The organism is Eudoraea chungangensis (assembly GCF_029360665.1).
In the GTDB taxonomy this organism is placed as follows: Bacteria; Bacteroidota; Bacteroidia; order Flavobacteriales; family Flavobacteriaceae; genus Eudoraea; species Eudoraea chungangensis.
This window is the reverse complement of record NZ_JARDUB010000003.1, coordinates 281,060-296,924: the sequence shown is the minus strand read 5'-3', so window position 1 is coordinate 296,924 and position 15,865 is coordinate 281,060. Positions and strand designations below refer to the sequence as shown.

Sequence of the window (15,865 nt, the reverse complement as noted above, 5' to 3'; positions counted from 1 at the left end):
CTTTTTTAGTCAGATAGTTATAAGCCGTTAGTTTTGAGAAACTTTTTCAATTTCTCTAGAAAAAGTGTGGGAATAAAATCGGCATACTTTTTCTGTACATACTTTTTAAGTTCTTTTTCAGTTTTATTTGCATAATATTGAGGAAAATAGTCCTTTAAATGAACTGCAATTTCTCTATCCTCAAAATCTATGTGCCAAGCATCTTTTCTGATCCATGGGCTAAATATTGCAAAGGTAGAGATATTTAGTGCCTTTGCCATATTAATTACCCCGCCTTCGTTGCCAATTACTGCGTCACATACCGACAGAATTACAATAAGATCTCTTAAGCTAGATGCACTATAGCCTAGATTAATGCGAGTCTTTGTATGTTCATTGCATAAGTTATAAACTTTTAGAACCTTATTTTTTTCCTCAGGCATAAAGTTTAACAACAAGCTAGCATTTTTTGTAGCCATACATATTTCATCCAAAATTGAAGCCATATATTTCGCCGGATAGGTTTTTAATTGGTCACTGCCCAAAATAGTAACCATAATCAAAGTGCTGTAAAGCTTGCTCAGCAGATCTTTTTTTAAATTTTGTGCAAGTAATCGCTCTGATTCACTAAGGTGCAAAGTTGGTCTACTAATCAAAGCCACATGATTCTTATTTAGACTTTGCAGCAAATTATTACGATTCTTATATGCCAGGGGGAAGGAGGGCCCAAATCCTAAGTCTTCCTTTACGGTTTCTGTATAAATCCAGGAAGTATACCATTTATATTGAGAGATCTTAATTTCGGCTTTAGAGAAAAAACTGATAAGGTTACTTTCTAATTTTCCATAGGCGTCAATAACTATATCATATTTCTGTTTTTTTATGCTCCATAAGAAATTAAGTAAGACTTTCTTATTACTTTGGTATTCCTTTAGAAAAGGAATTGCCTTATCTATATATGGGTTGTTTTCTAAAACTGCCAAGGTGTTAGAATTGACTACGTAGTGAATGTTGGCTGTTGGGTAAATTCGTTTTAGGTTTTGGCAAATAATAGTACTAGCCAAGACATCTCCAATCATTTTTTGTTGAATAACTAGAATTTTCATTTAACGAAGTATGTAGCGCAATGAATATGGAGTATTTCTTCTGATAAATATCGCATCCAGAACAGGTGTGAGTTTTGAAATATGCAGCAAGGTCGTTTAGCTGTATAAGGGATTAAAATGTAAGGCAGTTTATTCTGAATATATCAAGATTAATTATATGCAAAAAAAAATGTAAAAGTCTTAATTGCTCTTGGATATGAAAGGCAAAAAACTACATTTGTAAAAGTAGCAAAAAATAATATGTTATTATGAAGTCCGTAAGTGTGATCGTCAGTACTTATAATAATCCTAAATGGTTAGAAAATGTTTTGTGGGGCTTTAATTGTCAGACCTATAGGGATTTCGAAATGGTTGTTGCGGATGATGGTTCTAAACCTAACACTAAGGAATTGATAGACGACCTGAAACCGCATTTGCATTACAACATAAAACATGTTTGGCAAGAAGATGATGGTTTTCAAAAATGCAAAATTTTGAATAAGGCGATCGTAGCTACGGACTCTGATTATATTATAATGACAGATGGGGATTGTATTCCCAGAGAAGACTTTGTTCAGGTTCACTATATCAATAAAGAGCCTGCTACTTTTATCTCAGGGGGATATTATATGTTACCAATGAATATTTCTAAGGCAATAACCAAAAAGGATATAGAGGAACAAAATTGTTTTAATATTCAATGGTTAAAGGATATGGGTATTCCAAAAACATTTAAAAATAATAAGCTTACAGCCAAGGGTTTCGTCTCAAAACTATTTAACACTTTCACACCTACAAATTCTAGTTGGAATGGCCATAATTCTTCTGGTTGGAAAAGAGATATCTTAAATGTAAATGGATTTGATGAGAGAATGAGGTACGGTGGAGAAGACAGAGAATTCGGAGAAAGACTGTTAAACTTCGGGATCAAGTCCAAGCAACTTAGGTATAGCGCAGTTTGTGTTCATTTGGACCATGAAAGAGGCTATAAAACTCCAGAGGCTATAGCCAGAAATATGGTAATAAGAAAAGAAGTAAGACAAAAAAGAAGCGTTTGGACGTACTACGGCATAACCAAATAATAGACCAATTCGTTTTTCTTTTCAAGTCGTTTTAATTCACGATATCTTTCTAAAACGCCTAAGGCATTTAAATAGGAAATAGTTATTCCTTTTTTCCCATCGAGGATTCCAAACCTAAGAAGGTAATGATTGAAAAACTTCCAACTCGGTTTTAATACCATTGATAAATAGTTGAAACGTTTTTCCTTATAGAAGGCCTCTTTAGCCTTTAAGCGGCCATATTTTAACATTTTATTTCTATAGTCGTCGTAATTCTTATAGCAGTAATGTATCAGTTTTTCTTTGAAAATTCCTGTACTACCATCCACTTCAAGTGTTTCATGTACTAATTTTTCATCAGAAAACTTGGCTTTACTTTTTCGAAAAAGTCTAAAGTTTTTATCGGTCTGCCATCCACTAAAACGAAGAACTTCTTTTTTAAACATAAATTTCCTGTAAAACCAATATGCGGCATGTTCCGGATTCGATTGCACTGTTTTATTTATTTCCTGCTTTAAATTTTCAGATACCACTTCATCAGAATCTAAAAACAACACCCAATCATTGGAAGCCTGTTTAAGGGCGAAAGACTTTTGTAAAGTAAAATTTTCAAAGGGGTGTTGCAAGACCTTCACATGGTCAAGGCTTTTTAAATATTCGTATGTGCCATCGCTGCTATAGGAATCAACTACAATTATTTCATCCGCAAAACTAACAGATTCTATACACCTTTCTATATAACCCATTTCGTTATAGGTAATAATTAAGGCGGTTATTTTTGAAGTAGGTTCGGTCATTTAACAAAATTAATAAAAGGGGAAACTTCTATTATACTTACAAAGTTATAACTCCAAAAGAAAGTAAAAAGTATATTTTGCAAAAAAATCTTAAAAGTCTAAGCGGAGACGTTATATTCTCTTAGTGCTTCGTTTAAGGAAGTTTTCTTATCGGTACTTTCTTTTCTTTTTCCAATAATCAATGCACATGGCACCTGATAATCTCCGGCAGCAAAACTTTTGGTATAAGAACCTGGGATAACGACGGATCTGGGAGGGATATATCCTTTACTCTCCCTAGCTTCATTACCGGATACATCTATGATTTTAGTAGATGCGGTTAAAACAACATTGGCACCTAGTACTGCTTCTTTTCCAATCTTAACACCTTCTACTACAATACATCTACTCCCAATAAATGCGTTGTCCTCAATAATTACGGGCGCTGCTTGTACCGGTTCCAAAACACCCCCAATACCAACTCCGCCACTGAGATGCACATTTTTACCAATTTGTGCACAACTTCCAACAGTCGCCCAAGTATCAACCATAGTTCCTTCATCTACATAGGCACCAATGTTTACATAGCTGGGCATTAGGATTACCCCTGGAGATATATACGCACCATGTCTAGCTACAGCATTGGGTACCACGCGAATTCCTTTATTTTTATAGTCCTTTTTTAATGGAATTTTATCGTGGTATTCAAAAATACCGACTTCATATGTTTCCATTTGCTGAATGGGAAAGTACATTATCACGGCTTTCTTAACCCAGTCGTTAATCTTCCAGCCACCACCCTTAGGTTCGGCACAGCGCAATTCCCCAAGATCAATTAAATCAATTACTCCTCGTATTGCTTTTTGGGTCTTTTCTTCCTTTAGAAGTTCTCTGTTTTCCCATGCTTTTTCTATAGTCTTTTGTAGCGAAGTCATATACTTTTAAAATTTGGGTAAATATACTCGGTGTGTCTTAATTAATCTCTAATTTTTATAGGCATAACAAATTAAGGCTTATTTTTGGCAAAAATGTAGAATGGGAAGAATCCTGGCTTTAGATTATGGAATAAAAAGAACGGGAATAGCGGTTACGGACCCATTGCAAATTATTGCAAGTGGATTAAATACCGTAGAAACGCATAATCTATTGGCTTTTTTGGTTCGCTATGTAAAGGAAGAGAAAGTGAAAACAATAGTTGTCGGTGAACCTAGACAGATGGATGGTTCTCCTTCAGAGTCTGAGGCATTCATTCAGGTTTTTCTTAAAGGACTCAAAGTAGCTTTACCGACGGTTAATATTGTCCGGCAGGATGAAAGATTTACTTCTAAAATGGCAAATAGAACATTGATAGAAGGAGGGACCAAGAAAAAAAAGAGAATGAATAAAGCTTTGGTGGATGAGATTAGTGCAACACTAATCCTACAGGCTTACTTAAACAGAATACAATAAAATGATTTTACCAATTGTGGCTTATGGAGATCCAGTCCTTAGAAAAGTGGGCACCTCTATTTCCAAGGAATATCCAAATTTAAAAGAGCTAATAAGTAATATGTGGGATACTATGTATAATGCAAGTGGGGTTGGTCTTGCTGCTCCACAAATTGGACTGCCTATACGCTTGTTCTTAGTCGATACCGAGCCTTTTTCAGAAGATGAAGAACTAAATTCAGAAGAACAACAAAAGCTAAAAACCTTTAAGAAGGTTTTTATAAATGCTGAAATAATTGAAGAAAAAGGTAGCCCTTGGTCGTTTAACGAAGGTTGTCTCAGTATTCCCGACATAAGAGAAGATGTTGCGAGACAAGACACTATTCGTATTCGTTATTTCGATGAGAATTTTAATGAACAGGTAGAAGAATATGATGGCCTTTTGGCTAGGGTTATACAGCACGAGTACGACCATATCGAAGGAATCTTGTTTACGGATAAACTATCCACTCTTAAAAAAAGACTTTTAAAGGGTAAGTTGGGAAATATTTCCAAAGGTAAAATAAAGGTTGATTATAAAATGCGTTTTCCTGCTATAAAAAAAGGAAGATAATTAATTCGCATTAGTATATTTGCGACTTTTAATTAAAGTATATGACATTAGATAAAATTCTAGCTATTGGAGGCAGACCTGGCCTGTTTAAATTACTTACTCAAACAAGGACGGGTTTAGTTGCAGAATCATTATTAGACAAAAGAAAGATAACTGTTGGGATGAGCAGCAACGTGAGCGTGCTTTCTGAAATAGCCATATTTACACTGGAGGAAGAGCTACCGTTAAGAGCTGTTTTTGAGAAGATTTATTCCAAAGAAGATGGAGCTAAGACTTCTGTAAAACACAAGGATGATAAGTTAAAATTAGAGGAATATTTTTTTGAAATTCTTCCTAACTATGATGAGGATAGAGTATATGTGAGCGATATTAAAAAGATTATTCAGTGGTATAACATTCTCCATGATAATGGAGTGACCGACTTTAAGGAGCCGGAAGAATCTACCGACGAAAAAAAAGAGGTTTAAACTCTTTTTCTAGTCCTTTTTAATCTCTTTGTAAGTAAATTTGCTTTCTTTCCAATCGATTAGCTCAGAGGGATAATATTTTACATTCATACGATCTAAATAAGGTGCCTGATTTCCAAGTCGCACTTTAAAATTATCCCAGTCCCGGTTTTCTTGAGTGCTCCAACTTAATTCGGAATACCCTATTACCCTAGGAAAGGCTAAATATTCAAGTTCTTCTAAATTACTAATAGTTTCTGACCAAAGGGGAGCTTCTACTCCTAGGATATTCTCTTTAGGAATTCCCGCATATTTTTCTGGAGACCACACATATGCCGTATCTACAGGGATAAATGCTGCCCAATGAAGTCCATGCTTGGAAAGTGTATCGTACTGCATATCTAAATAAGCTTTCTTCGCAGGAGAAATAATTACTTTCATACCCTTTTTTACGGCTTCCTGAGCATTTTCTTCACTGTCCCAAAACTGAGCAATAGACGAGCTGGAAACATCGGCCTGTGCCACTTCGTCCCAGCCTATCATCTGTTTTCCATATTTTTGAACGATTTTCTCTACCCTGTTTACAAAATATATATAGTCGCTCTTTTTAGTGACATGACTTTCATCTCCACCAATATGAAAATATGGACTAGGACTTAAGGCACTAATTTCTCTGACAACATCATCTATAAAGCTATAAACCGTATCTTTTCTGGCATCAAAAGTACTGAAGCCAACATGTGTTCCTTCATATAATTTAGGGGTCTTGCCATTTCCATTTAATATAGGATAAGAAACGGAGGCAGCATTAGTATGTCCGGGCATATCTACTTCAGGGATAATCATCATATATCGATCTGCTGCATAGGCAACTATTTCTTTGTAGTCTTCCTGTGTAAAAAAACCGCCTGCTTCACCACCTACTTCTGTACTTCCACCAATCTCGGTTAATTTTGGCCAAGATTTAATTTCTATCCTCCAGCCCTGATCGTCTGTAAGGTGCAAATGCAGGGCGTTTATTTTATAATAAGAAAGGAGGTCAATATATTTTTTGACATCTTCTACACTAAAGAAATGACGAGCTACGTCTAACATAGAGCCCCTAAATTCAAAGTTTGGTATATCCAAAATTTTTCCTGTAGGTACAACCCAAACAGGCAATTCGGTAATGGTATCATTGCTGATTTCGGGAATGAGTTGTCTTATAGTCTGTATTCCTCGGAAGGCTCCTTCTGCAGTCTTTGCATTGAGGATAATGGAATCTTTAGTAATATACAATTGGTAGGCCTCGGCGGTTGTAAGCTCATCACTGTCGGATTGGTTTATATAGATTACCCCATTAACCTCAGGTACTTCTGGGTCGTTAACGGCCAGTCTTAAGTTGGTCTTACTTTTAATTTTGTCTGCTAAAAACAATCCAACTTTTTCGAAATTTTTATCGTTTGCAGAAGTATAAATAGAAGTAGTGTGGTCTAAGCCAAAAGCCTCGTTCGTAGCGATAATCTTTAACGGTTTAGGGATTAGACTTGCCTCAGCCATGTCCGTAGAAGGTAAGTTTAATATTCTCTTCTTCTTTTCAGTGCATCCTATAACGGCCAGCAATATAATTGAAATAATAAGGTATTTTGAAAAAGCTGATTTAATCATTTTGGATTATTTAATATAGTTTTTTATTACGTGGTACCAAAGTTCATAACCTTTGGCATTCATATGTAGGTCGTCTTCAATAAAAAGATCTTTTTTGATTTTTTTATTTTCTACCATTGGACTCCAAACATCTGCAAAGTTAATTAGATTGTTTCTTTCACTCAATTTGGCCAGACGTCTATTGAATTTCCTGTATTTCCTTTTTAATTGCCATCGGGCTATACTTGGCTTAGCTGAAATAAGTATAATTTCAGTTTTTGGATTGTGTTCTAATATTCGATCTAGAATACTTTCTGTGACCCTTAAAATTTCTTTAGAAGATTTTCCTGCGTTGATATCGTTGTCACCTTCATAAATAAAGACTTTAGAAGGATTAAAATTTAGGACCAATTCCTCTAAATACTCATACAAATCAGTGGCTTCTGAACCACCAAAACCTGAATTTACAATTTGTTGCTCTGGAAAACGCTCTTGTACATCTTTCCACATGCGTATGCTAGAACTTCCTGTAAAGACAATAGTATTTTTAGTAGAGTCCCATAGGCTATCATATCTTTTTTGGATATTTAATACTTCTTTATCAAAAAGTCTCTGGGCATAAATTTCTGGAGTAGCACAAAAAGCTGCAATTACGAAGAGAAAGAATAATAGTCTTTGCATAATGCGCAGCAAGATACTTTAAATCAGGACTTCCTCAAAAGAATATTTTAATTAGAATTACTTTCTTCCGTTAGACCTTCAGCAAGCAGCCATTCATAAGTGCGCAAAATCCATTTGTCTGACGGAAGTCCTTGTTGTTTCATTCCAAAGCCATGTCCGCCTTTAGAATACATATGAAGGCCAACAGGCTTCTTTCCATCTAACCAGGAGTTATATAAGGCAATACTTCCTGGTGCTAGGTTTAGTGGATCGTCCGTAGCACAAACTATGAGTATTGGAGGTGCATCGGTGGGGCAATCTTGCACTGGCATTGCCGTGGTCCAGGGATATATGGGTATAATAAAATTTGGTCTATTCTCTAAGCTATAGTTATAAGCTACGCCCATTGCTACTGCTCCGCCGGCGCTAAATCCCATAAACCCTATTTTTTCTGAATCTAACTGCCACTTATGTGCGTTCTGTCTTACAAAGTTCAAAGCGGTAAGTCCATCCTGATACGATAAAGGAAGCACTTGCGCTACTTTCTTCAATACTTCATCTCCTCCATTAGTTATTTCGGCAACACCATCTTTCCCAGTTGGAACTAGCCTGTATTTAAGTACAAAAGCCGTAATCCCTTTTGTGTTAAGCCATTTAGCCACTTCATTACCTTCGCTTTCTATGCTAAGGGCATATAGGCCTCCTCCGGGGGCAATAATTACGGAAGTACCGTTTGCAACTGATGGCTCTGGCCTAAACACCTGCATACTTGGAGAAGATACATTCGTTACAACTTGATTTTCCCAAATGGTAGAATAATAGTTTTTTTCATTGCCAATCCATTCAACCTCTGATGCAGGTTCAAAAGGAAGATTAATTATTTCTTGTGCGTTAATCACGGTGCTAGTCATCAGTAGGGTAATTAGAAGTATTATTGTTTTGTTGGCAGTCATAGTTTTAGTTGAATTAGAAAGCTAAACAAAGGTAATTTAAGGCTAATTTAAGTAATGAATCTGTCTTTTGAAATTCTACTCAATTGTTATACTAAAATTTGTGGCGGGCTAGTCAATATTTGAAGAAAAAGGGGCTAGATTTACTTGTGAGAATAAAAGTGTAAAAACTGTTTTGTGGGTAGCCAAGCCTCCCTAGGTTTCCATTAAAAATTTATACCTTTAGCTATACGTAATCAACCTAACCAAATGAATTTTCAGAATGTTTCCTTTGGAATATTCTTTTTACTTTTTGTTTGCTTGTCTGTAAATAGTCAGGATAAGAATAAAGAGTATAGCAAAGAAAACAGACCTACTGCCAGCGCTGTGATTATTGATGTTGATCCCATTATAGATGGGGAGGTCTTAGAAGATCCGGTATGGCAAAACGTAATACCATTTGGGGATTTTACCCAACTTCAACCAAATTTTGGTTTTCCGGCTTCAGAGAAAACGGAGATTAGAATTGCTTATACCAAGGAAACTTTTTTCCTTTCTGTAATATGTTATGATTCTCAACCACATAAACTGGTAGTTTCCGATCCCAGAAGAGATGCGAATTTAGATAATACCGATGCTTTTATTTTTATTATTGACACGTATAAAGATGGTCAAAACGGTTTCGTTTTCGGAACCAATTCCTTAGGAATTGAGTACGATGCTCAGGTTGATAATGAAGGACAAGGTAATTTTAATGCGAACAGACAACAAGGTGGAACCATAGGTGGGTTTAATTTAAATTGGGATGCCGCTTTTAATGTAAAGACAAAAGTTACAAATTATGGCTGGAGTGCCGAATTTGCAATTCCTCTCAGAACCATTCGTTTTCAAGCAGGAAAGGATTGGGGTATTAATTTTCGACGAAATATCAGAAAAACAAACGAGATTGTGTATTGGGCACCTATTCCCATCGGTTTTACAATCAACAGGCTTTCATTGGCCGGCACACTCACAGATTTGGATCTTAAAAGTCCAGGGAATTTAAAGTTAATTCCTTATGTACTTGGACGTTTAGACAAAGACTATACTGAGATTGATCCAGAAACAGAATTTACCCCTGAAATTGGAGGAGACATTAAGTATAGTATAACTCCTAGTTTAACACTAGACCTCACCTATAACACAGATTTTGCCCAGGTGGAAGTGGATGATCAGCAGGTGAACTTAGACCGGTTTAACTTGTTTTTTCCTGAAAAACGACCCTTTTTCCTAGAGAATGCTGGATTGTTTACCGTTGGTAGCCCAGGAGAAGTGGACCTTTTCTTTAGCAGGCGTATAGGAATAGGGGATGATGGAAATATTGTTCCCATAATAGGTGGGGCTCGTATGTCAGGAAAACTAAATAGAACCAATGTTGGAATACTCTCTATGTTCACGGATGACGTAGATGAGGTAGGCATACAACAGAATAACTTTTCTGTGGCAAGGGTGAATCACGAGTTTAAAGGAAGAAGCGCTTTAGGAGCAGTTTTCATAAATCGAGTGGGGTTAGAGGCAAAAAATGATTATAACCGCACTTACGCCATTGATGGGAAGTTAGGCCTTGGAACAAAGGCCAGGTTATCGGGATTTTATGCGAAAACTGCTGGGCCAAATGATACAATAAACGAACACTCATTTAAATTTCAAGCGGATTATATATGGGATAATTGGGAATTTCAAGGAGCATATACGGAAGTAGGTCAGGGTTTTAATCCTGAGGTGGGGTTCTTGCTCCGCTCTGCTTTTAAAAAGCCAGAAGGAAGAGTGTTGTATCATCTCAGGCCTAAAAATGAAAATTCTAAAATTTTGGAGCTTAGACCGCATGTTGCCTATAGGGGCTATTGGGATTTTAATGGTTTTCAAGAAACTGGATTTTTGCATATTGATAATCATTTTGAGTATAAAACGGGAATGGAATTCCATACGGGAATCAACTTTACGACGGAAGGGTTATTAGTGCCTTTTGAGATAGATGAAGGCGTATTTGTGGAACCAGGAACATATAAACATGCCGAAGGTCAATTGGTATTTTTTACCAATGCCTCAAAACCAATCTCCATAAATCTCAGATCGGTTTTTGGCGGTTCTTTTGGTGGCCATAGGTATCTAAATAGTGCTACCTTAAGTCTTAGAAAAGGAGAGAAGTTTAATACAGATATAGGATACCAATACAATTACTTCGACTTGCCTGGTGGAAATTTTACTAAGAATATTTTCAGTACAAGACTTAGTTATTCGTTTAAACCCAATGTCTTTGTTCAGGGATTAGTACAAAATAACACGGTAAATAATTTATGGGCTGTAAATCTTAGGTTTAGTTGGCTGCAAAGAGCAAATACAGGTCTCTTTGTGGTCTATAATTACAACCTACAAGAAAACGATCCGCTTAACCATAGTTTTATAGTTAAGTATACCCGTATATTTGATCTGGTAAAATAACCGTATTTTGTGTTGTTTCAATATTTGAGTAGTACAACGAAGAATTGTATTTTTAATTTTTAAAATTTGTTTACATGTTTAAAAAGTCCAATATCTATCAATTCATATTTTTGTTCCTTCTGGTTTTGTCATCGTGCTCTGAAGGGGGAAAGGCCATATTTATTGAAGGCTCGGAGGATTGGGTGGTTACTGGAAAACCTTCTTGGGAATATGACAATGGTGTCCTTATAGCTACATCTATGGGATCAACAGGTTTTGTAATGACTAAAAACACCTTTTCAAACTTTGTTCTTACTCTTGAATTCTATCCCGATGAATTAGTTAATTCTGGCGTATTTGTTCGATGTAAAAATTCGGTTATCTCTAATACTGATTGCTATGAAATGAATATTTGGGATATTCACCCGAATCAAAAATTCAGAACGGGTTCTATTGTAACTAGAACAGAACCTCTGACTTTTGTCAATACGGTTGGCAAATGGAATACTTATAAAATTGTATGCGATGGAAACGAGATAAAGACATGGATTAACGATCAATTAACTGCCGATATATTAAACGACGAGCTAGTCGAAGGCTATATTGCCTTACAGGTTGCCGAACCAGGGCGAATCCGCTTTCGGAATATAAAATTAAAAAATATAGAGTAGCGAAAGATTAAAGACTAGGAGGTCTCTTCTTCTGTACCTTCGTCCGACTTGGATTCTGTATCCTCCTCGATCTGTTCTTTTGTTAGACTGTGCTGTAGGATATTCAAATTCTTTAATTTGGCCTTCCATGTAGCCAAGGCTTCTTTTTGTCGATCTATTTTTTTTACTACGTCTTTAACAATAGGATTTTCTTCGGAAACATTTGTAAAAAATTGCAGGTTGTTTTCTAATTGTCTTATTTCCGATAAACTCTCTTCAATTTTTCTTCTAATAAAAGTTCGTTCGTTCCTCAAAGCGCTCTCATTATCGGAGCCAGCGAGTTTTTTTAGTTTATCGCCATATTTTAATAATTCGGCTTCTTGTAAACTAACATCTAATTTCTTAAAAATTGCGTCAAGAATAACATTAAACTTACTATTGATATTTTTCTTATGATATGGTACTCTGCCACTGGCTTTCCATTCGTCAATCAGTTTCTTTATTACCATTAAATCCTTTTCCTTATCTCCGGATAATTTGAAAGACTTTAGCTTTTCAAGACTTACCATTTTCTTTTTTAGATTGTCTGACTCTTCTTTGTGTGCCTTATTTTTTAAGGCGTGAAAACGATCAAAATAATGGTTGCAAGCTGCCTTAAATTCATTCCATATGCTATCAGAGTATTTTCGCGGTACATGCCCAATAGCTTTCCATTCTCTTTGAATTTTTTTTAGTTCCTCCGTCGTTGAATCCCAATCTTCACTATCTTTTATTTCTACCGCTCTCGCTAACAGAGTTTTTTTCTTTTCAAAGTTAAGCTGCTGCTCTTTTTTGAGATTTTTGTAGTAATTGTTTTTTGTCTTGTTAAAACTTCTAACAGCCTCCTTAAACTCTGTCCAAGTTTTTTCGTTTACTTTTTGAGGAACTTTACCCGCCTTAAAAAAAAGATCCCTTTGTTTTTCAATTTGAGCAATTTGCTGTTGTAATGCCTTATGGCTTGTTGCAGGTTTAGCTCCTATAGACAGGATATTCTCTATAATCTCCTGCTTTTTTAAAAGATTTTCTTCGTAGACTTTTTCCAGAGTATTAAAATACTCTTGTCTTCGTTGGTGCATTACCTTAGTGGCATTGCTAAAGCGTTCCCAAATCTCTTCTCGATGTTCTTTTCCTACCGGTCCAATATCTTCCTTCCAAACTTTATGCAGTGTTTGAAGTTCTCTAAAACCTTTATTTAAGTCTTCTTCATCAGCTAAGGCCTCAGCTCTTATGACCAACTTCAGTTTTTCTTCATAGTTATGCTTAAAGTCTAAGTCGCGAAGTTCCCTATTTAGATGTAAAAAATCGTAAAATATTTCTATGTGATGGTGATACGTTCTCCAAACATCGTTATAGGCATTTCTTGGAATAGAACCCGCATTTCGCCATCTTTCCTGGATACCTTTAAAATTTTTATAGGTCGTGTTAATGTCTTCTTCTATGTTAACAAGCCCTTTTAGCTCTTCTATGAGATCCTGTCTAATTTTTAAATTCTCATGAAGGTTTTGCTCTAAATTTTTATAATAGGCATTTCTTTTTTCACGATACTCCGAATAGACCTCATTAAACTGTCTTTTGGTTACAGAATTATATCTAAAGTCGATTTCATTACCGCCTTTTTCAACAAATTCATCCTTCTTGTGCTCAAGAAATTCCGTAAACTTTTGGTCGAATTCATATTTGATACTATCTACATGTTTTTTTATAGCCTGTACCTTTTCGTTTTTGACTAGCTTTTGAAGTTCACCCACTAAATTTTCCATGGACATGGAATGGTAGTCTAAGATGGCAATATGATGCCTCTCTTGATTATCTTCATCCTCCGCATCTTCTGCATTGGATTCATCTATTTCTTCTTGTACTCCTGAATCAATTACGTCTTGTTTCTCTTCCGACTCTGCCTTAACTTCTTCTGCCGTCTCTTTTTTTATACTATTAGGCTTCTCAGATTTTTTTTCTATTTCAACTACTTCCACATTTGCTGATGATTCTTTGGCCTCCTTTTCTTGTTTTTTGTCTTCTGTGGCTAAGGTCTTAGGAGTAGTTTTTACCACTTCTTCCTTAGCTGTTTTATCTAAGGAATTCGTATCCTGTACCTTTTTAGTCTCAGCTATAGCTAACTCCTTTTTTAATTCGGTGCTTTTCTCATCCACTTTTGAAGCTTCCGTAGTTTCCGACTTTTTTATTACTTCTGCAGCTTGCTGCAGTTTGTGATCCTTATTTTCCAATATTTCTTATTATTTCAATAGACATACGCTATTCTACGAGAGTATTAATCCTTAACAAAGGTACATAAACTAGTCCGAAGCATCAATAAAATTACTTTTAAACCACGGGGTGGTTTGAAATGAAAAAGAGGAGAATTAGTAGTTTATAAATTCCAAATCTCCCAAGACTTTTCGGCCTGTAGTTCTAGCATGGAGAGTCCATTTATAATTGTAGCCCCTCTCTTTTCACCTTCTAAAAGAAAGGCGGTCTTGGAAGGATTATATATTAAATCGTATAATAGATGTTCTTTGCCATAATATTCATAGGGAAGGGAAGGCTTGTCTAAAATATTGGGATGTGTACCTAGAGGGGTACAGTTTATACAAAGTTTATTGGCCTCTATAACCTCTTTTGTTAAGTCGGTATAAGCTAATTGATCTTTTGTCGGATTACGAGAAACAAAAGTGTAGGTAATGTTTAGTTTACCCAGAACATATGCTATGGCCTTTGAAGCTCCTCCAGTACCTAAGATTAGAGCCTTTTGGTGTTCAGATTTTAAATGAGGAAGCAGTGATTCTCTGAATCCAAAGGCATCTGTATTGTATCCTTTTAGTCCAGATGGGGTAAAACGAATGGTGTTTACTGCCCCAATTTTAGATGCTTCTTCATCGAGCCTGTCTAAATACTTAATAACTTCTTCTTTATAGGGTATGGTAACATTTAGCCCTTTGAGACCTCGATTATCCCGAAGCAAATTGGGTAATTCTGAAATAGCATCGAGATGGAAATTGTCGTAATAATAATCCTGCAGACTAAGATTGCCAAATTTTTTGGTGAAATACGTTTTTGAAAAGGAGTAGTTAATATTTCTACCAATTAACCCGAATTTACTTTGTTGCTGCTCTTTTTTTTCCATACCATTCTAATACCACCAATAAGGTTATTCCCATAAAAATATAAAATACTGCCCACCAATTTGTTGCTAAGGTTAAATCCGGAAAGTAACGTTCGTAATTAACTAAAATTTTGGCTCCATTAGAGTCCAAAGCCTCCTTTCCTGAAGTGTCCAACAAATAAATAGGATTTTTCCAAGGCCATACCACTCCAAGGGATCCAGTAATAAAACCGATAATTACCGCAGAAGTAACATAACGGTAATGCTTTAAAACATATCCTAATAAATGGGATAAGGTTACTAATCCTACCGAAGAACCTATTGTAAAAACGGTTAAAATTTTTAGCGTCTGTATTCTATCCGGATTATTTATAAAACCAAAATCTCCAATTAGTATTTCTGCAATAGTATCGTACAACGCGTTTACAGAATCAACTAAGAGTAAGACGTAATTTCCCAATAGAATCAGAATAAAAGAACCAGACAGTCCAGGCAGTGTCATGCCGGAAACACTTATGATTCCACATAAAAAGATAAAAAATAGATTGTCGTTCTCTTTTGCTGGACTTAAGAAACTTAAGGATATTCCAATCATTAGACCAATTACTCCAGAAATAACGGTTACTTTATTCCAATGCTTAAAGTCTTTCCCTATATAGTAAATAGACCCGATTATCATGCCAAAAAAGGTAGACCAAACTAACAATTCTTCTCGTTCTAAGAAATAATCCAGGAGTTTAGAAACGCTAAAATAGCTCACCAGCATTCCAAATATCAGTAAGGAAAGGAATGGCCCATTTATATATCTGTAGCAGCTCTTAAAACGACCATTTAGAAGCAACTTAAAAGCTTTCGCATTGATCTTTTGTAAGGAATATATAAACTCTTCATAGAAACCTGCCACAAAGGCTACAATCCCACCAGATACACCTGGTACTTTATTGGCCGCTCCCATGCCTAAGCCTTTTACCACAAGAAAAACTTTGTCTAAGGGGGTCCTTTGCTTATGCATT

15 protein-coding genes are annotated in these 15,865 nt (G+C 35.8%); 6 read left to right on the top strand and 9 right to left on the bottom strand.

The window, feature by feature from the left end:
- Positions 1–17: 17 nt before the first annotated feature.
- Positions 18–1,085: a glycosyltransferase family 9 protein gene (locus PXG98_RS08110; protein ID WP_276390196.1), complete on the bottom strand. Its 1,068-nt coding sequence runs from the start codon at positions 1,083–1,085 to the stop codon at positions 18–20.
- A gap of 248 nt (positions 1,086–1,333) precedes the next feature.
- On the opposite strand from PXG98_RS08110, the gene PXG98_RS08105 reads away from it, so the two are divergent.
- Entirely contained in the window at positions 1,334–2,146 is an 813-nt protein-coding gene (locus PXG98_RS08105) for a glycosyltransferase family 2 protein (protein ID WP_276390195.1), read from the top strand.
- Here the strand turns inward: PXG98_RS08105 and PXG98_RS08100 are convergent.
- Complete coding sequence (locus tag PXG98_RS08100) at positions 2,128–2,922, bottom strand: glycosyltransferase family 2 protein (protein WP_276390193.1); 795 nt, start codon at positions 2,920–2,922, stop codon at positions 2,128–2,130. The genes PXG98_RS08105 and PXG98_RS08100 overlap by 19 nt on opposite strands.
- Before the next feature lie 98 nt (positions 2,923–3,020).
- Positions 3,021–3,836, bottom strand: a complete 816-nt coding sequence (locus PXG98_RS08095; protein ID WP_276390192.1) for a 2,3,4,5-tetrahydropyridine-2,6-dicarboxylate N-succinyltransferase — start codon at positions 3,834–3,836, stop codon at positions 3,021–3,023.
- Between the two features lie 100 nt (positions 3,837–3,936).
- Between PXG98_RS08095 and ruvX the strand changes: the two genes are divergently transcribed.
- From ruvX to PXG98_RS08080, 3 genes are read left to right on the top strand one after another with little or no spacing between them, the layout of a single operon-like run.
- Positions 3,937–4,350, top strand: coding sequence for a Holliday junction resolvase RuvX (gene ruvX / locus PXG98_RS08090; RefSeq protein ID WP_276390191.1), 414 nt, complete (start codon positions 3,937–3,939; stop codon positions 4,348–4,350).
- A gap of 1 nt (position 4,351) precedes the next feature.
- Positions 4,352–4,942 (top strand): peptide deformylase, encoded by a 591-nt coding sequence (gene def / locus PXG98_RS08085; protein ID WP_276390190.1) that lies wholly within the window; start codon positions 4,352–4,354, stop codon positions 4,940–4,942.
- 41 nt (positions 4,943–4,983) lie between these two features.
- On the top strand, positions 4,984–5,409 hold the full coding sequence (locus PXG98_RS08080) for a DUF5606 family protein (RefSeq protein WP_276390188.1): 426 nt from the start codon (positions 4,984–4,986) through the stop codon (positions 5,407–5,409).
- A gap of 9 nt (positions 5,410–5,418) precedes the next feature.
- Here the strand turns inward: PXG98_RS08080 and PXG98_RS08075 are convergent, their stop codons facing one another.
- From PXG98_RS08075 to PXG98_RS08065, 3 genes are read right to left on the bottom strand one after another with little or no spacing between them, the layout of a single operon-like run.
- On the bottom strand, positions 5,419–7,035 hold the full coding sequence (locus PXG98_RS08075) for a family 20 glycosylhydrolase (RefSeq protein WP_276390187.1): 1,617 nt from the start codon (positions 7,033–7,035) through the stop codon (positions 5,419–5,421).
- A gap of 6 nt (positions 7,036–7,041) precedes the next feature.
- The gene (locus PXG98_RS08070) at positions 7,042–7,695 is read right to left on the bottom strand and encodes a GDSL-type esterase/lipase family protein (protein ID WP_276390186.1); all 654 of its coding nucleotides are present in this window, start codon (positions 7,693–7,695) and stop codon (positions 7,042–7,044) included.
- 47 nt (positions 7,696–7,742) lie between these two features.
- The gene (locus PXG98_RS08065; RefSeq protein WP_276390184.1) at positions 7,743–8,627 is read right to left on the bottom strand and encodes an alpha/beta hydrolase; all 885 of its coding nucleotides are present in this window, start codon (positions 8,625–8,627) and stop codon (positions 7,743–7,745) included.
- Between the two features lie 246 nt (positions 8,628–8,873).
- Here PXG98_RS08065 and PXG98_RS08060 point away from each other — a divergent pair, with 246 nt between their 5' ends.
- Both PXG98_RS08060 and PXG98_RS08055 read left to right on the top strand, forming a co-directional pair.
- Complete coding sequence (locus tag PXG98_RS08060) at positions 8,874–11,084, top strand: carbohydrate binding family 9 domain-containing protein (protein WP_276390182.1); 2,211 nt, start codon at positions 8,874–8,876, stop codon at positions 11,082–11,084.
- A gap of 74 nt (positions 11,085–11,158) precedes the next feature.
- On the top strand, positions 11,159–11,734 hold the full coding sequence (locus PXG98_RS08055; protein ID WP_276390181.1) for a 3-keto-disaccharide hydrolase: 576 nt from the start codon (positions 11,159–11,161) through the stop codon (positions 11,732–11,734).
- Positions 11,735–11,748: 14 nt separating this feature from the next.
- Here the strand turns inward: PXG98_RS08055 and PXG98_RS08050 are convergent, their stop codons facing one another.
- The 3 genes from PXG98_RS08050 to PXG98_RS08040 all read right to left on the bottom strand — a co-directional run bounded on the left by PXG98_RS08050 (position 11,749) and on the right by PXG98_RS08040 (position 15,864).
- Positions 11,749–13,980, bottom strand: a complete 2,232-nt coding sequence (locus PXG98_RS08050; RefSeq protein ID WP_420909563.1) for a DUF349 domain-containing protein — start codon at positions 13,978–13,980, stop codon at positions 11,749–11,751.
- A 140-nt stretch (positions 13,981–14,120) separates the two neighbouring features.
- On the bottom strand, positions 14,121–14,873 hold the full coding sequence (locus PXG98_RS08045) for a shikimate dehydrogenase family protein (RefSeq protein ID WP_276390179.1): 753 nt from the start codon (positions 14,871–14,873) through the stop codon (positions 14,121–14,123).
- Positions 14,845–15,864: a DUF368 domain-containing protein gene (locus tag PXG98_RS08040; protein WP_276390177.1), complete on the bottom strand. Its 1,020-nt coding sequence runs from the start codon at positions 15,862–15,864 to the stop codon at positions 14,845–14,847. The genes PXG98_RS08045 and PXG98_RS08040 overlap by 29 nt, the downstream gene beginning before the upstream one ends.
- Position 15,865 lies beyond the last annotated feature (1 nt).